General features: G+C 40.3%; 23 protein-coding genes. 3 read left to right on the top strand and 20 right to left on the bottom strand.

What is annotated here, in order from left to right; genetic code table 11:
* Positions 1-237: 237 nt before the first annotated feature.
* Genes MHI58_RS07215 through MHI58_RS07200 form a run of 4 tightly spaced genes read right to left on the bottom strand, consistent with a single transcriptional unit; the run spans position 238 to position 3,862 of the window.
* Positions 238-1,431: an ABC transporter permease gene (locus MHI58_RS07215; protein ID WP_045034219.1), complete on the bottom strand. Its 1,194-nt coding sequence runs from the start codon at positions 1,429-1,431 to the stop codon at positions 238-240.
* Positions 1,432-2,118, bottom strand: a complete 687-nt coding sequence (locus MHI58_RS07210; RefSeq protein ID WP_045034218.1) for an ABC transporter ATP-binding protein — start codon at positions 2,116-2,118, stop codon at positions 1,432-1,434.
* On the bottom strand, positions 2,115-3,221 hold the full coding sequence (locus MHI58_RS07205) for an efflux RND transporter periplasmic adaptor subunit (RefSeq protein ID WP_045034217.1): 1,107 nt from the start codon (positions 3,219-3,221) through the stop codon (positions 2,115-2,117). Before MHI58_RS07205 ends, MHI58_RS07210 begins: the two co-directional genes overlap by 4 nt.
* Before the next feature lie 20 nt (positions 3,222-3,241).
* On the bottom strand, positions 3,242-3,862 hold the full coding sequence (locus MHI58_RS07200) for a YIP1 family protein (RefSeq protein WP_041507368.1): 621 nt from the start codon (positions 3,860-3,862) through the stop codon (positions 3,242-3,244).
* A 518-nt stretch (positions 3,863-4,380) separates the two neighbouring features.
* Between MHI58_RS07200 and MHI58_RS07195 the strand changes: the two genes are divergently transcribed.
* Positions 4,381-4,758: a hypothetical protein gene (locus MHI58_RS07195; protein WP_039168668.1), complete on the top strand. Its 378-nt coding sequence runs from the start codon at positions 4,381-4,383 to the stop codon at positions 4,756-4,758.
* 47 nt (positions 4,759-4,805) lie between these two features.
* Here MHI58_RS07195 and moaD read toward each other — a convergent pair whose 3' ends face one another.
* From moaD to MHI58_RS07165, 6 genes are read right to left on the bottom strand one after another with little or no spacing between them, the layout of a single operon-like run.
* A complete protein-coding gene (moaD, locus tag MHI58_RS07190) occupies positions 4,806-5,039 on the bottom strand; it encodes a molybdopterin converting factor subunit 1 (protein WP_008345159.1) in 234 nt (77 codons plus the stop codon).
* A complete protein-coding gene (locus tag MHI58_RS07185) occupies positions 5,032-5,523 on the bottom strand; it encodes a molybdenum cofactor biosynthesis protein MoaE (protein ID WP_045034216.1) in 492 nt (163 codons plus the stop codon). Before MHI58_RS07185 ends, moaD begins: the two co-directional genes overlap by 8 nt.
* Positions 5,516-6,043, bottom strand: coding sequence for a molybdopterin-guanine dinucleotide biosynthesis protein B (gene mobB, locus MHI58_RS07180; RefSeq protein ID WP_045034297.1), 528 nt, complete (start codon positions 6,041-6,043; stop codon positions 5,516-5,518). The genes MHI58_RS07185 and mobB overlap by 8 nt, the downstream gene beginning before the upstream one ends.
* The gene (glp, locus tag MHI58_RS07175) at positions 6,025-7,299 is read right to left on the bottom strand and encodes a gephyrin-like molybdotransferase Glp (RefSeq protein ID WP_045034215.1); all 1,275 of its coding nucleotides are present in this window, start codon (positions 7,297-7,299) and stop codon (positions 6,025-6,027) included. The genes mobB and glp overlap by 19 nt, the downstream gene beginning before the upstream one ends.
* Before the next feature lie 9 nt (positions 7,300-7,308).
* Positions 7,309-8,325, bottom strand: coding sequence for a thiazole biosynthesis adenylyltransferase ThiF (locus MHI58_RS07170; protein ID WP_045034214.1), 1,017 nt, complete (start codon positions 8,323-8,325; stop codon positions 7,309-7,311).
* 29 nt (positions 8,326-8,354) lie between these two features.
* A complete protein-coding gene (locus MHI58_RS07165) occupies positions 8,355-8,936 on the bottom strand; it encodes a molybdenum cofactor guanylyltransferase (RefSeq protein WP_019743805.1) in 582 nt (193 codons plus the stop codon).
* Between the two features lie 84 nt (positions 8,937-9,020).
* Between MHI58_RS07165 and MHI58_RS07160 the strand changes: the two genes are divergently transcribed.
* A complete protein-coding gene (locus MHI58_RS07160) occupies positions 9,021-9,938 on the top strand; it encodes a hypothetical protein (RefSeq protein ID WP_045034213.1) in 918 nt (305 codons plus the stop codon).
* A 62-nt stretch (positions 9,939-10,000) separates the two neighbouring features.
* On the opposite strand, the gene MHI58_RS07155 is transcribed toward MHI58_RS07160, so the two are convergent.
* From MHI58_RS07155 to ahpA, 3 genes are all read right to left on the bottom strand, one after another.
* On the bottom strand, positions 10,001-10,582 hold the full coding sequence (locus MHI58_RS07155) for a hypothetical protein (protein ID WP_007498648.1): 582 nt from the start codon (positions 10,580-10,582) through the stop codon (positions 10,001-10,003).
* A gap of 481 nt (positions 10,583-11,063) precedes the next feature.
* Positions 11,064-11,522, bottom strand: a complete 459-nt coding sequence (locus tag MHI58_RS07150) for a TlpA disulfide reductase family protein (RefSeq protein WP_008345174.1) — start codon at positions 11,520-11,522, stop codon at positions 11,064-11,066.
* 276 nt (positions 11,523-11,798) lie between these two features.
* Positions 11,799-12,341, bottom strand: a complete 543-nt coding sequence (ahpA, locus tag MHI58_RS07145) for a biofilm-specific peroxidase AhpA (protein WP_007498654.1) — start codon at positions 12,339-12,341, stop codon at positions 11,799-11,801.
* Positions 12,342-12,612: 271 nt separating this feature from the next.
* Between ahpA and MHI58_RS07140 the strand changes: the two genes are divergently transcribed.
* Entirely contained in the window at positions 12,613-13,422 is an 810-nt protein-coding gene (locus tag MHI58_RS07140; protein WP_045034212.1) for a mechanosensitive ion channel family protein, read from the top strand.
* A gap of 22 nt (positions 13,423-13,444) precedes the next feature.
* Here MHI58_RS07140 and MHI58_RS07135 read toward each other — a convergent pair whose 3' ends face one another.
* From MHI58_RS07135 to MHI58_RS07105, 7 genes are all read right to left on the bottom strand, one after another.
* On the bottom strand, positions 13,445-13,687 hold the full coding sequence (locus MHI58_RS07135; protein ID WP_003211408.1) for a YkuS family protein: 243 nt from the start codon (positions 13,685-13,687) through the stop codon (positions 13,445-13,447).
* A 50-nt stretch (positions 13,688-13,737) separates the two neighbouring features.
* On the bottom strand, positions 13,738-14,916 hold the full coding sequence (locus tag MHI58_RS07130) for an N-acetyldiaminopimelate deacetylase (protein ID WP_045034211.1): 1,179 nt from the start codon (positions 14,914-14,916) through the stop codon (positions 13,738-13,740).
* 34 nt (positions 14,917-14,950) lie between these two features.
* Entirely contained in the window at positions 14,951-15,661 is a 711-nt protein-coding gene (gene dapD, locus MHI58_RS07125) for a 2,3,4,5-tetrahydropyridine-2,6-dicarboxylate N-acetyltransferase (RefSeq protein WP_008347987.1), read from the bottom strand.
* A 109-nt stretch (positions 15,662-15,770) separates the two neighbouring features.
* Complete coding sequence (locus MHI58_RS07120) at positions 15,771-16,229, bottom strand: flavodoxin (RefSeq protein WP_008347989.1); 459 nt, start codon at positions 16,227-16,229, stop codon at positions 15,771-15,773.
* Between the two features lie 16 nt (positions 16,230-16,245).
* Positions 16,246-17,139, bottom strand: coding sequence for a hypothetical protein (locus MHI58_RS07115; protein ID WP_045034210.1), 894 nt, complete (start codon positions 17,137-17,139; stop codon positions 16,246-16,248).
* Positions 17,129-17,605 carry a flavodoxin gene (locus MHI58_RS07110; protein ID WP_008347992.1) on the bottom strand — a complete coding sequence of 159 codons (477 nt, stop codon included), beginning with the start codon at positions 17,603-17,605 and terminating at the stop codon, positions 17,129-17,131. The genes MHI58_RS07115 and MHI58_RS07110 overlap by 11 nt, the downstream gene beginning before the upstream one ends.
* A 190-nt stretch (positions 17,606-17,795) precedes the next feature.
* Positions 17,796-18,203 (bottom strand): DUF4275 family protein, encoded by a 408-nt coding sequence (locus tag MHI58_RS07105; RefSeq protein ID WP_045034209.1) that lies wholly within the window; start codon positions 18,201-18,203, stop codon positions 17,796-17,798.
* Positions 18,204-18,264: the final 61 nt, after the last annotated feature.

The raw sequence follows: 18,264 nt of genomic DNA, 5'->3' as shown, positions 1-18,264 counted from the left end.
ATAACTATCAAAATCTTTCACAATGGTCATCTTACCTTTATATGTACCATTTGTAAACTGAAAAATATGTGACATTGAGAAGAAAGTCATGATATTAGCATTTCTATCATTTTTCATTTCATTCAATTGAACGAAAAAAAGCCTTTATGCGTTTTGCATAAAGGCTTCAGGTGCGGAACAGCAGGCAACATATCTCGTTCTACCTTCTTGTCAGCACCTCGTACGTTAACTTTAGGATTATTCATACCTAAGTGATTCAATAGGATCGAGCCTCGCTGCTTTATTGGCAGGAATCAGTCCAAAAATAATACCAATGAGCATACTAAATAGGACGCCTCCACATACGATTTGCCACGATACAAGAGAAGGCCACCCTGCAAACAGTGACACAAGTGAAGCACCTCCTAAGCCAAGCGCGATTCCAAGTAACCCACCGATCAGTGTAAGGACGACAGACTCAATTAAAAACTGAACGAGTATTTGAGTCCTAGTTGCCCCAAGTGCCTTTCGAATTCCGATTTCTCTTGTTCTTTCTGTGACTGATACGAGCATAATATTCATGACACCAATGCCGCCGACAAGTAATGAGATACCAGCAATTGAGCCAATGATTGTTGTCATGACAGACGTAATCTGACCAATGCCTGCTGCAATCTCTTCCAGATTGATCATTTCGTAAGCATCGTCTGTATGGTGATTTTCATTTAATCGTGCAGCCGCACTCTTTCCTACTTCTTTCATTTGATCAGCATGTGCGACTTGAATAGACAACTTATCATATTCTTTCACACCAAATGCAGTTGTCAGCATCGCAAAAGGGACATATATTTCATTCATATCAAATGAAAACAGCCCTTCCTGTTTTGCTAAAACCCCGATCACCTCAACCGGCTGTCCATTCATCCAAATCAACTCGCCTACTGCCTTCTCTCCATTAAACAATTCTTTTTGTATCCCTTCTGAAATAACAGCTGCCCTTCTTCCGCTCCTAAAATCGATTTCACGTAAGTCCTGTCCTTCTGCTATATGTAATGAATGTACATTCGTGTAGCCTTCATTAATCCCATTGACCGTTGCATCTATTGTTGTATCTTGGAATCTTAATTGCATGCCTTGTGCCGTGGAGGAGGCAACCTGTTTAACCCCATTCAATGCTTGAACACTTTGAATGTCTTCTTCAGTAAATGTGGCTTCAAATAACGCATTCGGATTCGCATTTAACTCCTCATCAGAGGGTGTATAGGTCATATCAATGGTATTGTTTGGCCCGGAAATTGATTCTTTCAGCATTTGCTCGCCGCCTTGACCGATGGCAACGACTGCAATCACCGAGCCAACCCCAATAATAATGCCAAGCATCGTTAAAATAGACCGCAATTTATGAGCAAGGACAGAATTCAGCGCTATTTTGATATTTTCAAAGAGTTTCATTCATTCGTCTCCTTGTATCAATCTATCTTGAGCGAGGCGTCCATCTCTCACAACGACTATCCGGTTTGTATACGCAGCTATTTCTTCTTCATGAGTAACGAGCACAACCGTTGTTCCTTCCTCATTGAGCTTTGTAAACTGTTCCATAATCGAGCCGCTCGTTTTTGAATCAAGAGCGCCTGTTGGTTCATCTGCCAAGATAAGCTCCGGCTCATTGACAATCGCACGTGCGATGGCTACTCTTTGCTTTTGACCCCCTGACAACTCGTTTGGCATATGCTTCATTCGATCTGCCAAACCAACCTTTTCAAGTGCCATTTCCGCACGTTCTTTTCTTTCCTTTTGACTGATACCAGCGTAAATCATCGGAAGTTCAACATTTCGCCTCGCATTTAATCTAGGCAGTAAATAAAATTGTTGAAAAACAAAACCAATGGATCGATTTCGAATCACTGCCAGTTCTTGATCCTTTGCTGCCGACAGCTCCATACCTTGAAAATGGTACTGTCCGGAGGTCGGGTGGTCCAGACAGCCAATGATATTCATTAACGTTGATTTCCCAGAGCCGGACGGGCCCATAATGGACATATACTCGCCTTTACCAATGACGAGGTCCACTTCACTTAATACATCAAATGTCTCCTCAGCGACTTCGTAGCTTTTTGTCACGTTTGAAAGCTGAATCATTCAGCATTCACTTCCATTCCGTCATACATATCATCTGATGGCTCTGCAATGATTTGATCTTCTTTTGTTAAACCTTTCGTCACTTCAAGATCTTGACCTGACGTTTCACCTAATGTCACTTTTACTTTCTTCAGTGCATTCTTTTCAACAACATAAACGTATGAACCATCTTTCTCTTTTTTCACAGCTGTTTCAGGAATTGTGTGCACTTGACGCTTGTCCGTTTCAATTTCCATGATCATTTTAAAGCCTGGTTTTGCATCCGGCTTTTTCCCTTTTATTTCAATTTCGACTGGATATTGTACGGTTTGATCACTAGCAGCTGTTTCTGCTGTTGACTGGGCAGGCACAGCGCCCACTTTTTTCACCACTCCTTGCCAACTCTTTCCGCGAATGACATCAGACGTTACCTTTACTTTTTGTTTCTTTTTGACTTTCATAGCATCATACTCACTGATTAAGCCTCGTACAATCATTTTTTTCTCATTGGCAATATGGATTACCGGCTGTCTCTCTTCTAGCTTCCCTGCGCCAGCATCTTGCTCGATGGAGATGACTGTTCCTTCAATTTTGCTATGTATCGTTAAATCTTCTATTTGTGCCTTTACTTTTTCTTGGTTAAGCTCCGCTTGTTTTTGCTCTAATTCAGCAGCTTTGAGTTCGAGTTCAAGCTGATCTCGCTCGTTTTTCGAATCAGAGCCCGCCTTTTTTCCCTGATTTTCATCTAATGAATTGAGTCTATTTTGTAATTGTTCAAGCTTTAGTGTACTTGATTCAGCCGCAAGTGCTTGCTGCTGTTCTTCAAGCTCCAGTTCCTTATTTTCATATGTAAGGAGCGGTGTCCCAGCTTTCACCTTTTCTCCTTCTTTCACAGCGATATGATTCAGGCTTCCCTTCTCCTCTTCTGTATAAATAAATTGCTCCTCCGAGAATGAAAGTGTTCCAGGCGTCATCACCTTAGAGGTTATTTCTTTTGGTGTGAGTTTAACTGTTTTAAATGCTGCCGTAGACACAGGTTTTGATTGGTTTTTTGCAATATTAAATCCAATAAATAGACCAATCACAATAATGATAATGGATCCGATGATGATTTTCTTTCTCATAAAAACATTCTACCTCCAGCTTACTGCATGTTGATGGTGATCGTAGTTCCTACATATTGAAAAATTAAAGATAATACATAAAAGACACTCACAATAATCCAAGATATTCTTGGCGAAATGCGGCCGACTTTGATCAATAAAAAGCCTGTTAAAACAAGATTCCAGATCACAAAAAGGTCAATATTTCCTAACACAGCATGCCATGAACCAGACATTCGGATGAATGCGTTTAATGAGGTAATAGTGATATCTTTTGGCACATGAAACATGATGATCGCTAAATGAGAAATGATCGTACCAATGATCGTAATAGGTGTGATATAAAGCACACCTGAAAATAGCTGCTGAAACGTTGCATCACCTTTTGCTAAAAAGACGATGAACTTGTATACGGCAGTATTAATGACAATCCCAATGACCAAACCAATGAGCGTGATCACATAAACGAAAGGGATTGGTAAAATTAAATCTGCCCACATTCCTTCATTCACTAGCTGAGACAAATAAGTGACAACAACTGTTAATACAAGCACACATGATAAAGGCCACCAAACGAATGGATGTTCCCACACTCTTTTCAAATGCTTTGATGGTCTTATGCTTACTCCTATCATTGTCGGTTTTGGCGTTGTTTCTTTCATCAAATGTCATCCTCTCCATGTGCTGTAAGTATGGAAACGTTTTTTCATACTCTTGTTGTTTCTATTTTATCAAAAGATTGCCAATAAGTGATAGATCATTTGATTTTCTTATTTTCATAGTGATAGGATTGAATCTATTATTCTATTTTCATGAACGACATCCTTCAAATGATACCTTGATCCGACCATATTCATATGAAAAAATCATGATTTTACTGACTGAAAAACATTTTATGAAGTAAACAACATGTCTTTCGGAATAAATATCCTTTTCCTTTGGATTCAGATGGTCTCAGTTAGACACAACAATTTTTTGTTAAAATATTCCTAGTAATTTCAATGAATCCCGGCTTTATAGGACTATGTTTAGCGCCTTTTATAGAACAGATGAGCCTTTAGTAACAATACTTTCATATTAAAAAAATAAAAATAAAAGGATTTTACTTGATCAAATGTTATTTTTTCATATAATGTAAAATAGAGGTAGGTTAAATGATAGTGGAAATGGAGTCAAGTGAATGTTAAGAGAAAAATTGAAACTGCAATTGATTTTACTTTATGAAAAGGAACAAGAAGCATGGCAATACTTTCGAAAGGAAAGAGAACTGATTTATCATGAGCTTAAATTACTTGATATGAAAGAGAGCAGACCTTCTAATGACAAAATATACTACGCAGCAAGGTGTGTAGATATTATTAAAGAAAAAAAGGGAAGCATCGTGAGCACAAAAGAACTAAAAGAACAGCTTCAAGCACGAACAGATTTCAATGTGAGACGAATCAGCGAATTGTATGATCTCATTCAACAGCTCGATCCTCACATTTCTAAAGCACGCCGGGGATGTTTTATTTACGAAGATCATACCCAAGTACCTCTACAATCTTTTCACACATAAAAAAATTGGTTACAGCCGCTGGCCATAACCAAATCCTCTAATATCTATTATCCACCACTTACAGGAGGAATGAGTGCAACAGTGTCCCCGCTACGCACTTCAGCATTTCCCCTCGTATATATTTCGTTGACTGCAACCATCACGTTTTGTGCAGTATCAACACCATATACCTCCTGTAATTCTATTTTAATCTCATCAACCGTTGTTTGATCTTTTTGAATGATGATTTGTTGTTTACCGGCCTTCTCAGCAAGGCCGGCGAACAATAATACGCTAATCATGCCGCTTCCCTTCTTTCTCGTTAAGTTGGAGAGTACTAGGTTTTCCTTCCGGGTATGAAACGGTTTCAAGCTGATCACCTATCCAAGCCTCTCCATCTTCCCAGTATTCCTTTTTCCAAATAGGAACTATTTCCTTTATTCGTTCAATCGCATATTCATTCGCTTCGTATGCAGCTTTCCGATGAGGTGATGAAACAGCTATTGCCACTGCAATGTCACATATCTCAAGAGTGCCAATACGATGCACAATAGCAGCTTCTGTATCGGGCCAGCGTTTTTTAATTTCTTGTCCAATTTGACTCAACATTTTTTCCGCCATTGGTATGTATGCTTCATATGTTAAACGCAGCGTTTTTTTGCCATTTGTCCATTCTCTTACCGTGCCTATGAATGTCGTAATGGCTCCCGCTTTGCGTCTTGTGACATGCTGAATCAATTCATTCACATCAATTGGCTCTTTTGTGATGTTAAAAAGTTCATTCATACGAGGCTTCCCCCTTCAATAAATTAAAAGCAAATGTGATCCCGCGCTTGTCAAATGCTGAAAACACAGGAAACGGGTATTTCTCAGTGAATTGTATTTCTTTATTGAAATAAATGGCTGCTTGTATATGAGAAAGTGTTGAAAGATCAATGAGTTCCTGTTCGTCTTTGACACACAGGATTTTGCGGTAAGGCGCCTGTTTGTATCCTTCGATCAAGACGGCATCTAAAGGAAGATGCTGACACATATTGAGTAGTTGTGCGAATGTCATGTGCCGTATGAAAAAGTGACATTCACCTTCTCCCTCCACACCTGCGGCAAATGCACCCGCTTGAACATATCGATCCGTATCTTTTTGTTTGAACAGACGGTCTGGTTTTCCGCCATGTCCATGATGTTTAAAGCAGCATAGCTTCAGTTCTTCTTTATCCGACAGCTGACATAATTTTTCGATCAGCGTCGTTTTACCACTATTTTGATAGCCCACGACTTGTAGAATGTTTAATTTGTCATCCAACATGGAGCACCGCCTTCGTGGTGAAATAGCAGAACGCTGACCTGGTCACCTGTACTAAACCCTCTTGTTCCTCCGGGCAAAACAATGAAACAATCAGCATGAGCAATAGATGTCACCGCACTAGATTTATCAAGACCTGTTGGCGTCACACTCAGCTGGCTGCCAGCGAAATCAAGTGATGCTCTAACAAATCGTGTGAACGGATTGGCTTTTGGAAAATCATGTGTCAGCTTCGCCTCAGCAAAAACGGGAAATGGATTTTCTTTCAAACACCATTTATAAATGATCGGTTTGACAAATAGTTCAAAGCCAACAAAACAGGCAGCCGGATTTCCTGACAGCCCATAAAGCAATTGACCATTTGGCAACGCAGCAACGGTCGTCACACTTCCAGGTCTCATGGCCACTTTATTAAACAACACCTCTGCACCTAGTTTTTCATAAATAGCAGGTAAAAAGTCAAAATCACCTACCGATACACCGCCTGTTGTGATGAGCATATCAACTTTGCTTAAGGCTGCTTTTACGGCTGCATAGCTTTGATCAAAATCATCGGATACACCGCCTAAATCAAGCGGTTCTCCTCCAGCTTCAAGAACCTGGGCGTACACCATACTTAGGTTACTATTTCTAATTTTACCGTCCACCATGGCATCACTTACTTGTAGGAGCTCGGTACCTGTTGAGATGATACCGATCACCGGTTTTTTGGCGACTGGCACAACCGCATATCCGAACGTTGCCAATATCGCCGTCACGCCTGGGGTAACTTTTGAGCCTTTTTTGATCATGACGTTCCCTTTGAGGGTCTCTTCTCCTTGCCGAGAAATATTGTCACCCTTTTTCAGAGGTCTTTTAAGTGACATCATTGATTTACCGTCTTTTTCAAACGTTTTCGTCAATTCGAGCATGATCACAACATTTGCTCCTTTTGGAATCTTCGCTCCTGTCATGATGCGAATCGCTTGAAAAGGGCCGATCGTTTTTGCAGAAACAATACCTGCCCCTATATGATCAATGACCTCAAATTCAACCGGATGCTCGCTCGATGCATCTTTTGTATCTTCTGCCCGAAGTGCAAAACCATCATACGGAGAACGATCAAAGGCAGGAACATCGTGGTCTGCTAAAATATCCTCTGCAATATATCTTCCAAGGCTATTCTTTAAAGGAACCCATTCGACTTGTCCATGTTTTTGAAATTGGTGGACTTTCTTTACTGCCTCTTCTACTGGAATTGGCTGTCGTCTTTCCATCACTTCTCACTCCTATATGCCTAGCAGTCTTGCTAGTAATGAATTGGCTACTTTTTCATCATTTGTCCCATGGATTAATACACGTCCTCCTTTAAAACAAACGATACGGTGTCTTTCATAGCGTATATGAATTAAAAAATCGTTCACTTCCACCTCACAAATAGAGGACAGACGCTCTTTTACATGCTGAAATGAAAGGTTTTCTAAATCCTTCGATATGATTTGAACGGTGTCACGTCCGCAAAGAACCGCTGTTTTTTTGCGCTGTTCCTGTAAATATGGATACGTTCTATTTGTGCCGCAAGAAGGACAGCTCTCCTGCTTCGTACGAGATACATCCATTTTAAACGAAGACGACTGCCACAAATCAAACGTGACAAACTTTCGCTCCATTTGCTCTTCATGCCCTGTTAAATATTTTAATGCCTCTGTTTGCTGATAAGCCGACACCATTTGGACAGCAGGAGAAATAATACCAGCTGTATCACATGTCAAACCCCCAACAGGCACTGAGGTAAATACACATGATAAGCAAGGTGTTTTGCCCGGCAAAATGGTCATATACATTCCCTGACTGCTCACACAGGCACCGTAAATCCAAGGCGTATTTGTTTCTAAGGATAAGTCATTCATCACCATTCTTGTCTCAAAATTATCAGTCGCATCAATGACGATATCTGCCTTTCGGAATAAAGGTCTTAACAGCTCTACTCCTGCATCTTCAATAAGAGCGTGAATGGTCACTTCATGATTGATCTCTTGGAGACGTTTTTTAGCTGCTGCCGCTTTTGGCACATGCATCTTTGCATCGTGTTCAGTGTACAGCTGCTGCCGCTGTAAATTTGAGAATTCCACATAATCACGATCTACAATCGTCAAAGTACCAATTCCTGAACGGACAAGCCCTTCAGCAGACGCTGTTCCAAGTGCACCAGCTCCAACAATAAGGACATGACTTTCGGCAAGCGCAGACTGCCCTTTTTCCCCTACCGGAGGGAACAAGATTTGCCTTGAATATCGCTCGTTCAATATTGTTCTCTCCTCCTCGTTTTTATGTATCATATCATACCGTTTTCAGGTAAATCGCTTCTTTTATTGATATTGTGAAATTCATTTGGTGCCACGTTCAGTTCGTCGGCTGGAACAACCTGGACGTGAAGTTTTTGTAATAAGTCTTTAATAGCTAATTGATTCTCTTTTAAGCACGCAGAAATAAACGGAAGACTGCGGCGGTGATAAAGCGCAAATAACGGCTGTAATCTTTCCTGCACCATCGGGACCACAGCATCTACATGCTCATGGCAATAAGAAGATAAAGCGACGGCTGTCTCTTTTCGTATGAATGGCATATCACATGCCGTCACTAAGTACCACTCTGCTTCTTGCTTTTGCATAGCGGTATATATGCCTGCAAGCGGGCCATACCCACGCACCTGTTCATCATCTAACCAAACAGCTTGTTCCCCTCTTGCTTTGAAAAAAGGCAGAAGCTTCGGGTGACTGATGATGATGGTTTCCCCTTTCAAAAGTTGCTCTTTCACATGTTCATATAGTGGTTTCCCCTGATAGACATGACTTGCCTTTGGCTCTCCAAAACGCCTAGAAGCACCTCCGGCTAGTATCACATTCACTATTCTCATAAATCTCATCCCCTTTGATATGGTTGTTCTAATCGCACTCATTTCGCATACTTTATTGATAACATGAATAAGGAGGGTCTACCTATGAACCGGCGCCATGCTTCTCCCCTATTCCATGATCTGTCTCAAGAGAATCTATTTTTAAAAGCTGAAACGGCCAAATATCAACAGATGATTTCAGATTTACAGTCCACGTATACGTATGCTAAAAACAAGAAGCTGTCTCAAGAATATCATGAGATGAAAAAGGATTTCACGCAATTAAAACAACAATTGGATGAAATGACCATTGATCAAGACGAAGCATCATCTAAAATACAGGAGCTCTCTTATAGCAAATCGGAATTATTACATAAAATCGTCCTTCTTCATGAAATGCTGCAAAAGGAAACCTATCATAGACGAAAAGAAACAGAGGAAAAGCACCGATTGCATTTGAAGGTTGTAAAATATAAGGAAATGTCTCAGCAACTACAGGAGCGATTACTAGACCAAGATAAACAGCTTGCAAAAGAGGAGAAAAAAGGAAATACTTTATCCGCTGTGATTGAAAAACTGCAGCAAACTCTAGGTGATAAAAACGCAGAGCTTCATTTATTACAAGAAGGCGTGCGGCATCTACAGGAGCGTTTTTATGAAACACAAGAAAAATTACTGCAAATCGAAAAAGCAAAAGAAGCCATTTTTTATGAAATGCTCACGAGCTACCAAAAACAGTTAGCCGAAAGCGAGGAATGGATCGCTTCTCATTTTGCTGATATCGACCAGTCAGCCCAAACAAATGCCGAGCCGTTCTCACAAGACCCTATTTTGCAAACAACCGAAGAAATAGGACCGATTTTGAAGAAACTAAACGAACAAGTAGAAGCGCTCCAGGCAAAAGTTGATGCGGTGCAGCGGAGTGGAGAGGTCATGACAGTGAAGATCGATGGATTTAAAAAACAGCGCGACAACATGCCCAAAGAACGAAAGATTGTCTATACAGTTGATCAAAAAAAGTGATCAGTTCATCACGTACGCAAGAAAAAACTGCTGGCATTTACGCCCAGCAGTTTCTTTTTTATTTATTCGTCTTCTGTTTGAATGTCGCCTTCTAAAATATACTGTCCGCGATAAGGTTTCTTCACTTCTGGGTACATTTTAATTAAGCTTTGCATAAACGTTGTCATATTTGGAATTTCAAGACCGCTCTCTTTTTCAATCTCTTTTTGAAGTTCAGAGCTTTTAATCGCCGCATTATGACGCTTTAATGTTTTGATTGCAGCTTCACGAAGCTTAGCTGCCTTTGATCCAGGTCTAGCTGTGCCTCTTCTGCGTCTTGTAGATCCTTCAGGAATACCTACAGGTGCACCATTTAGCTGACCTGTTCCTAAAGATGATGTAACGTTTGACTGCGTTTGCGCAGGCTGATTGTAGCTTCTCATTTCTTGTGCAGCCAGTTCAGCTAATACAGGCAGTGAATCTGTTTTTCTCTCTGTACGCACTTCTTTTTTTGTATCTGTGACGAGACCTGTACCTTGACGGTCTAATTCTCTTAGTTTTGCGTAAATCGCATCTCGTTCAATTTGATATTCACGGATGACCTTTACTTCTGCTTCGTTTAATTGTTCCAATCGTAAACGTAACGCTTCCCTCTCATTAAACAATGGATTTCCCCCTCATCATATAAAAAATATTCTATAGTAAATATTAGATTAGAAAACTAATTTTATCAACTATTTTTTTATCATTTTACAGTTTGCTATCAGATAGGTATTTCCAACTAAAATTTTGCCAAAGAAGAAAAATCGGCACCCATTTCATTGCCACTATAGGCTTTTGACCACCTTTAAAATATTGTAAAAATTTTGAATAAATGCTTATACTACTTGATTTATATAGTTATTTACCAAACTGAAATTTCTTTTGTGCAAAAACGTTCTGAATAGTAAAAAGTTAAAATCTTTACATTTTCATTTCAAAATAAAAATGTAAATAGGTCATAATACCTTTTTGTTTCAGGAAATTTTTTTAATGAAATCCCTCATTTTCTCTTTTCTTAGGCATTCCACCTACAATCATATTCATCCAGTGCAATATGTCTCCTATTTTTCCCCATGAAAAAACCCCCATTCATGGGGGTAAAGCCTATTCTGCAGCCTTTTCAGACTCAGAAAGAACTCGATTGACACGTTTTTCAAGCATTTTCATACCGCTTCCGCCAGCTTGGAAGTGGCGTAAAGCACCTGTTTTATCGAATACATAGTAAGCTGGTACATATTCGTTCTCAAAGGCTTCTGTTAATTTATGGTCGCTGTCTACAAAGATTGGCTGTGTGATTTCATGCTCATTTGCAACCTCTTTGATTTTTTCTAGATCTAGGTCATCCTCTGAACGTGGCATGTGAACTGCGATCACGTTTAGTTGATCCTTGTATTCATCACGGAATTGGTTCACTTGCGGCATCGCCTCTTTACAAAGGTGACAGCTAACTGACCAGAAGTGGATCAATGTTGGTTTATCACCAATTAATTCTTCTCTTGTTACTTCTCCATTTAACCATTCTTTTGCACCAGTTAGTTCTGGCATTGGTTGACGTAATTTCATTTTGAAGCGCCTCCATCCATTGTATGTCTCGAAACAAAAAGGTCTAACATCAGTTAGACCCCAGCATGTAGACAAACCCTCGCATTCTTTGTCAGTCCTGCGTGCTGGTGCTCACGAATGTCACATTCGCTTCGCGCCAGTTCTCGTCCTTCCTAGGGCTGCAAAGGTTTTCTATCACGCTGAAAAGAAGACAAAGGGCTAAAATAAACAACATTTTAGCCCTTTGTCAACAATCTGAAGGTCTAACATCAGTTAGACTGTTTCTTCAACTATCAATTAAAGTGTTTTTTGACCAGGCTTCCAGTTCGCTGGGCAAAGTCCACCAGTTTGTAATGCTTGAAGAACACGTAGTGTCTCATCTACATCACGACCGATATTGTTGTGGAATACTGTTTGATATTGAAGTTCGCCTTCTGGGTTAATGATGAATAGACCACGAAGTGCAATTCCTTCTTCTTCAATTAAAACACCGTATTCTCTAGATACTGTGTGGTTTGTGTCAGCAGCTAGTGGGTATTTTAATTCTCCAAGACCATTGTCTTTACGATCTGTGTTGATCCAAGCAAGATGCGTATGGATTGTATCAGTAGATACACCAATGATTTCTGCATCTAAATCTTCAAACTCATCATAACGATCGCTCATTGCTGTAATTTCAGTTGGACAAACAAAAGTGAAATCCATTGGATAGAAGAAAAGAACTGTCCATTTGTCATTTTTGATGTTTTCCTCTAAACTCACTTTACCAAATTCCTTATTAGCAAGTACTGCTTCCATTTCAAAACGTGGAGCTTGTTTTCCTACAAAACGCTCTGCCATATGTAAATCCCTCCAAAAATAATATCTTTATACAGACTTCTTAGCTGTATATAAAATGAGAATCAATAGGTTAAATTCTCATTTAGTTAATAACTTCACAAATATAATTATAATACTTAAGCGATTTTTAGTCAATATTAATTAATAATAAATTTAATTAACGATTTGTCACAATCTCTCGCTCCAACTATTAAAAGTTTAACATGACTTGCATAAGGGAACAAATGATTAGCTTCTCATTTCGCACATACATAGAAAGGTTTTGAAGATCATGAAAGCACTTGAACAAGTAGATTGGGTTTCCATCATCATGAATATCAGTATGATTTTGCTAAAACTCATTGCTATTTTTGTGATTTATTTTATCATCAGAGCGATTGGAAATAAGATGATTAAGCGTGCCTATTCAGCATTCTCTGAAAAGCATGATGTCTCTTTATCACGAGCTCAAACGCTGCAAAGTCTTACCTTAAATATTTTCGCCTACTTGCTGATTTTTATTCTAGTTGTGATGATCCTCGACTTATTTCATTATAACCCAACCGCCTTGCTGGCTGGGGCAGGTGTTGTAGGACTTGCCATTGGATTTGGCGCTCAGGGATTAGTGAGTGATATTGTGACAGGCTTCTTCATACTGCTGGAAAAACAATTTGATGTCGGCGAGTATATAACGGTTGCTGGTTTCGATGGGATCGTTGAACAAATTGGACTGAGAACAACACAGCTTAGAAGCTTTGATGGCACTCTTCATTTCATTCCAAACCGAAGTATACTTAATGTAAGCAATCATTCACGAGGGACGATGCAGGCACTCGTTGATATCGAATTATCCCCAGATGAAAATGTGGATCAGATGATCACCACTTTGCAAGCAGCCTGTGATGAAGTTCGTGAGAGCATGCCGCAAATCATCGAAGGTCCTCAAGTCGTTGGAGTGGAATCATTTGACTCCTCATCCCTCGTCCTTCGTATCATTGCAAAAACTGAAACGATGGAGCAGTGGCGTGTCGAACGAATTCTGCGCAAAAAAATGAAAGCAGCACTCGATCTAGCCAAAGAGCAAAAAGAACCAGGATCATAATATCCTGGTTCTTTTGTTTGTTTTATTGAACACGCTGTTCTACTTCTTGACAAATTTCATCAGCCGTCATACCTGACGCTGTAATGACAGATGCCTTTGTCGTTGTGTCTGAAATGCCAAGAACATTTGAATCTAGTCCTGTGACCACATAGCAGTCACACTGATCCATTTGCTGTTCATTTTGAATACGTACGACATCATACCCTTTTTGCTTCAAAAGCTCTTCTACATCGGATAAAGATGGTTCTACACCAATTCTTGTCATAATCAAGAACACCTCCTGTACATAAGGTGTACAGGAGGTCATTTGATTATTCATTCACCTGCTTGCTTTTTAAAATAAGCCGTCATGACGTTCACAGCTGTTTCAATCGCATTTTCGTCAGGAGTCAGCTTGGCATGGTGCAGTCCATATTCTGAATCTACCCCTAACCAAAACATGAACCCAGGGTATTTTTTCAGCATGTAGCCGAAATCTTCTCCTGTCATCGCTTCTCTGCATTCAATGACATTCGCAAGCCCTTCTTCGGCTACATATGACATAAATTCCTCTGTCAAATCCTTTGAATTGTCCACTTCGTAATAAGCTGAAGGGTATCGAACTGTCGCCTTGCATTCGTAGCCAATTTCAATTCCCTTTGCCAGTGCTTCAATTCGTTTTCTCACCTTTTCCATAGACTCTGGCGAGAGCGTGCGAATGGTTCCATCCAGCTTTGCGTGCTGCGCAATGATATTTTGAGCAGTGCCACCTGTAATCGTGCCAACTGTAATGACGGCACTATCAAGAGGGTCCACATTTCGTGAAATCACCGATTGCAGCTGCCCTACTAGTGCACTTGCAGCCACCACCATATCATTTGCTAAATGAGGGTATGCGGCATGCCCGCCTTTTCCTTCAAGATCGATCACAAGCTCACTCGTATTAGCAAATAATAGGCCCGGCTTTGTTGCAATCGTGCCGACTGGATATTCAGGTGCAATATGCAGCGCTGTAATAAAGTCTGGCGTCCACTTTTTTAGAACATCACTTGCAAGCATTGGTTCAGCTCCGCCTGGCCCTTCTTCTGCCGGTTGGAAAATAAATAGCAGATCTTCTTTGATTGGCTGATGCACGAAATGATCAATGATACCAAGAGCAATGGTCATATGAAGATCATGTCCACATGCATGCATGTGGCCTTCATGTACCGATTGAAATGGGTAGCCCGTTTCTTCAGGGATAGATAATCCGTCCATATCTGCACGATACGCAAAGACGCGCGTAGGATTTGTCCCTTTTACTTTCACAAAAAGTCCAGTCCGCCATGTTTCCATCTCGATTCGATCTGTTGGGTACGATTCGAGATGCTTGATGAGGTAAGCTTGTGTTTTAAATTCCTTAAAACCAAGCTCAGGAATTTGGTGCAAATCTCTTCGAATGGATATTAATTGCTCACGATTTAACAAGTGAACTCGCTTCCTTTCCTCTATACGAATAAGACGTGGATATATCATCCACGTCTATGTCTTCAGCTGCGAATTGTGTCAATTAAAGCTGACGCAGTTCTTGTTTGATTTCAGTTTTACCTTTTGTTTTTTCATCAATGTCTTTGATTTTCTTTGCAGGTGTACCTGCTACAACCGTGTAAGGCTCGACATCGTTCACAACGATCGCTCCAGCTGCTACAACTGCACCTTTTCCAATTGTTACACCTTCTAAAACAACAGCGTTTGCACCGATGACAACATCATCTTCTACTACAACTGGCTTAGCAGAAGGCGGCTCAATAACACCTGCAAGAACAGATCCCGCACCGATATGACAGTTCTTACCTACTGTCGCACGGCCGCCAAGAACAACGTTCATATCAATCATCGTACCTTCACCGATGACTGAACCGATATTAATAGAAGCACCCATCATGATGACTGCATTATCGCCAATTTCCACTTGATCACGAATGATTGCACCTGGCTCAATACGTGCTTTGATGTTTTTCAAATCCAACATAGGAATCGCAGAGTTACGACGGTCATTTTCCACGACAACATCTTCAATTTTGTCTTTGTTTGATGCTAGAGCTTCTTGAATTTCGCTCCACTCACCGAAGACAACACCAGTGTTACCTGTGATAAATGTTTTTGCATGTTCACCAAATTCAATACCTTCTAAGTCCCCTTTAATGTAGACTTTAACAGGTGTTGATTTTGTACTATTTTGAATAAATGAAATAATTTCATTAGCGTCCATTTGTTTCATGTATGTATGTCCTCCTCTTAATTTATACTTCATTACTGTACCAAAGGAGAGTTTTAATGACAAGTGAAAGAATTGTCTGCGCCTTGGCAAATAAAACAAGCGGGCCTCTTTATCCCGCTTCTTGCTGGTGAAGATGAACAAATTGTCTCCCAAAAGAAATCAATTCCTCTTCCTCGTTTCCTTCTGGATTCAGCTCTATTTTGATGGATGGTAGGACGATATCACCGCCCAGCTCCTTCACTTTTTCTTCAATTAAATCCACAGCTCCACAAAAATGTTCATAAGATGTATCTCCAGAACCGAATACAGCAAATGCTTTACCCGTCAAATCAAGCTCTTCCATTTCTTCATATAGATCAATAAAATCATCTGGAAGATCACCATCTCCCCAAGTATATGCACCTAACAGAATGTGCGAGTAATCATGAAGAAGTTCAGCATCAATATCCATCGCTTCATGCCGGTCCACGCTAGCCCCAGCTTCCTTTAATCCTTTTTCGATTAAATCAGCCATTGCTTCTGTATTTCCTGACATTGTGGCATACACCAATAAAACTTTTTTCGTCACTTTTTCTTCCTCCTTATTAATGAATCAGTGCAGGTTCCTCATAAGGCCTGACAAACTTACTTTCATATAAACCCGCACAGAAAAAATTCTCCTTTTGATTGGCGACACGAAAACCGTGCCCTTTGATCGTATCAAACCACTTGAGCTCTTTTTGCTCTATATCAAGCTGATACACCTTAGAAAATCCATGCTCGTCCTGTGAGGTGGTCACGTACACAATGCCGTTATCCTCTGACACATCCAAAAATGATTCCTCTCGCGCAAAAGCTTGTGATTGAATATCATGCAGCATATTTGTATGTAAGTCTAAAATTTGAACAGACCCTCTTTTCCCTTTTTTAGAGCCCAACGCACAGACAAGGAGGTGTTCCCTGCAAAGCAGCATAGAAGCAGTCATTCGGTGCTCTTCTCTGTTTAGGAGAAAAATCTGTTCACTTTGCAAGTCATACACCCATATTCCTCCATGCACCTCATGAATCTGCGTTCCAATATAAAGATAATCACCGGCTACACATAATGAACGAATCACAGGGGGCTGATTCACATGAGCAAACGGCTTCATAATTTCCCAGGAAATTCCGAAATCGGTTGACACATAAATACTATGCTTTCCATGTGCGCATACAAACCCATCTTTGCGTCCTGTAATAGACCAAACAACTGCATTTGTTGGAAAAGATGATAGCGCCCATGTGTGGCCCTCATCTCCTGATCGTATGACAGTTCCATTTTCACCAACTCCGAACAAATACGGACCAATATAACTGATAGCGTGGATTTTATGCTTGAGCTTAAAAAGCTGCTGCCATCCGCCCTCCACACTGTAATGAAAAATACCTTCTCGTTTGACAGCAACAAAGTAGCCGCCACTTTTAGACGCAGCAACAGCTGTCGCACCTTTATGAAACATGATTTTCAACTCTTTTCTCAGACAATGATGCCCACGTTAAAAAGCTTGTTGCAAACTCCTCACAGCACGCCACATCTTCATCTGTATCTGGCGCAAGTTCCATTTTCAATGTTTCAGGAAATACGGATGCACCTGTCGATTTCAGCATGTCATGAAAGGTATGAACAGCCTCGCAAAACTTCGGATAACTGTAATCGCCTGATCCAAATACCGCCGCTTTGATGTGACTAAGTTCAAGTGCTGAGACCTCTTCATAAAAATCTTCAGCTTCATAAGGTAAATCACCGTCACCCCATGTATAAGAGCCGATCATGACATAATCGTATGAAGAAAGATCTTCTGCACTTGTGTCGTCAAATTCCATCATCTCTGTCTCTATCCCTTTTCCTTCAAGCGTTTGTTTTAAGATCGCTGCCATGTCTTCCGTATTGCCAGACATACTCGCAAATGCAATTAGTGCTTTCATCTATTGGTCACCTCATCTAAATGATAATCATTTTCAATTATTATATGTACACTTTAAATGATAATGATTTTCATTGTCAAATGTTTTATGAAAAGGTGCTGTTCAAAATAAACATGACGTACATCAAAAAACCGCTCATTCCAATTGGAAGGCGGCTCTAATTGATCGTGACCCTATGTCACTCGTTTTTTTATTTCTGAATAAAATATGGACCGCAATCGGATTCGTGCGTCATCACAAATGTCCAATTTTCTTCCCAATCCATGACATACAGATCGCTATAGTCCATGTGTCCGTCTGTATACGGCAGTTCCTTCACTGACAGGTCATCGGCGTTTTCAAACAGATACGCTTCTTGAGTAAATTGATAAAAAATAGTACATGTATGCTTTGATTGCTGATGAAAGGCGTTTATCGCTGCCTCTTTTTCAAGGCATTCAACTTTTCCCCAGCTGCATAAGTGCCATAGGAAACCATCCATCCCAATCTCTTTTTGTTCTTCTAAAGAAAGATGACTTGCAAAACGTCCACGCCATCTCTCGCGTAAATAAGTTCCCCACTTCGGTATATCCATCTTCTTTTTTTGTTGATTTCTCATCATTTCTTCCAGCTTTCTGCTTTTTCAGTATGAAACAGGTAAATCTATTAGAAACCTAATC

It is taken from the genome of Bacillus sp. FSL K6-2869 (genome assembly GCF_040869405.1).
GTDB lineage: Bacteria > Bacillota > Bacilli > Bacillales > Bacillaceae > Bacillus > Bacillus altitudinis.
This window is presented reverse-complemented; position numbering and strand designations above follow the sequence as displayed.

What these genes read in the sequence shown, in the direction of transcription:
- MHI58_RS07215 (WP_045034219.1), bottom strand. Translation starts at nt 1,431, where the DNA reads ATGAAACTCTTTGAAAATATCAAAATAGCGCTGAATTCTGTCCTTGCT.
- MHI58_RS07210 (WP_045034218.1), bottom strand. Translation starts at nt 2,118, where the DNA reads ATGATTCAGCTTTCAAACGTGACAAAAAGCTACGAAGTCGCTGAGGAG.
- MHI58_RS07205 (WP_045034217.1), bottom strand. Translation starts at nt 3,221, where the DNA reads ATGAGAAAGAAAATCATCATCGGATCCATTATCATTATTGTGATTGGT.
- MHI58_RS07200 (WP_041507368.1), bottom strand. Translation starts at nt 3,862, where the DNA reads ATGAAAGAAACAACGCCAAAACCGACAATGATAGGAGTAAGCATAAGA.
- MHI58_RS07195 (WP_039168668.1), top strand. Translation starts at nt 4,381, where the DNA reads ATGTTAAGAGAAAAATTGAAACTGCAATTGATTTTACTTTATGAAAAG.
- moaD (WP_008345159.1), bottom strand. Translation starts at nt 5,039, where the DNA reads ATGATTAGCGTATTATTGTTCGCCGGCCTTGCTGAGAAGGCCGGTAAA.
- MHI58_RS07185 (WP_045034216.1), bottom strand. Translation starts at nt 5,523, where the DNA reads ATGAATGAACTTTTTAACATCACAAAAGAGCCAATTGATGTGAATGAA.
- mobB (WP_045034297.1), bottom strand. Translation starts at nt 6,043, where the DNA reads ATGTTGGATGACAAATTAAACATTCTACAAGTCGTGGGCTATCAAAAT.
- MHI58_RS07165 (WP_019743805.1), bottom strand. Translation starts at nt 8,936, where the DNA reads ATGAGAATAGTGAATGTGATACTAGCCGGAGGTGCTTCTAGGCGTTTT.
- MHI58_RS07160 (WP_045034213.1), top strand. Translation starts at nt 9,021, where the DNA reads ATGAACCGGCGCCATGCTTCTCCCCTATTCCATGATCTGTCTCAAGAG.
- MHI58_RS07150 (WP_008345174.1), bottom strand. Translation starts at nt 11,522, where the DNA reads ATGAAATTACGTCAACCAATGCCAGAACTAACTGGTGCAAAAGAATGG.
- ahpA (WP_007498654.1), bottom strand. Translation starts at nt 12,341, where the DNA reads ATGGCAGAGCGTTTTGTAGGAAAACAAGCTCCACGTTTTGAAATGGAA.
- MHI58_RS07140 (WP_045034212.1), top strand. Translation starts at nt 12,613, where the DNA reads ATGAAAGCACTTGAACAAGTAGATTGGGTTTCCATCATCATGAATATC.
- MHI58_RS07135 (WP_003211408.1), bottom strand. Translation starts at nt 13,687, where the DNA reads ATGACAAGAATTGGTGTAGAACCATCTTTATCCGATGTAGAAGAGCTT.
- MHI58_RS07130 (WP_045034211.1), bottom strand. Translation starts at nt 14,916, where the DNA reads ATGATATATCCACGTCTTATTCGTATAGAGGAAAGGAAGCGAGTTCAC.
- dapD (WP_008347987.1), bottom strand. Translation starts at nt 15,661, where the DNA reads ATGAAACAAATGGACGCTAATGAAATTATTTCATTTATTCAAAATAGT.
- MHI58_RS07115 (WP_045034210.1), bottom strand. Translation starts at nt 17,139, where the DNA reads ATGTTTCATAAAGGTGCGACAGCTGTTGCTGCGTCTAAAAGTGGCGGC.
- MHI58_RS07110 (WP_008347992.1), bottom strand. Translation starts at nt 17,605, where the DNA reads ATGAAAGCACTAATTGCATTTGCGAGTATGTCTGGCAATACGGAAGAC.
- MHI58_RS07105 (WP_045034209.1), bottom strand. Translation starts at nt 18,203, where the DNA reads ATGAGAAATCAACAAAAAAAGAAGATGGATATACCGAAGTGGGGAACT.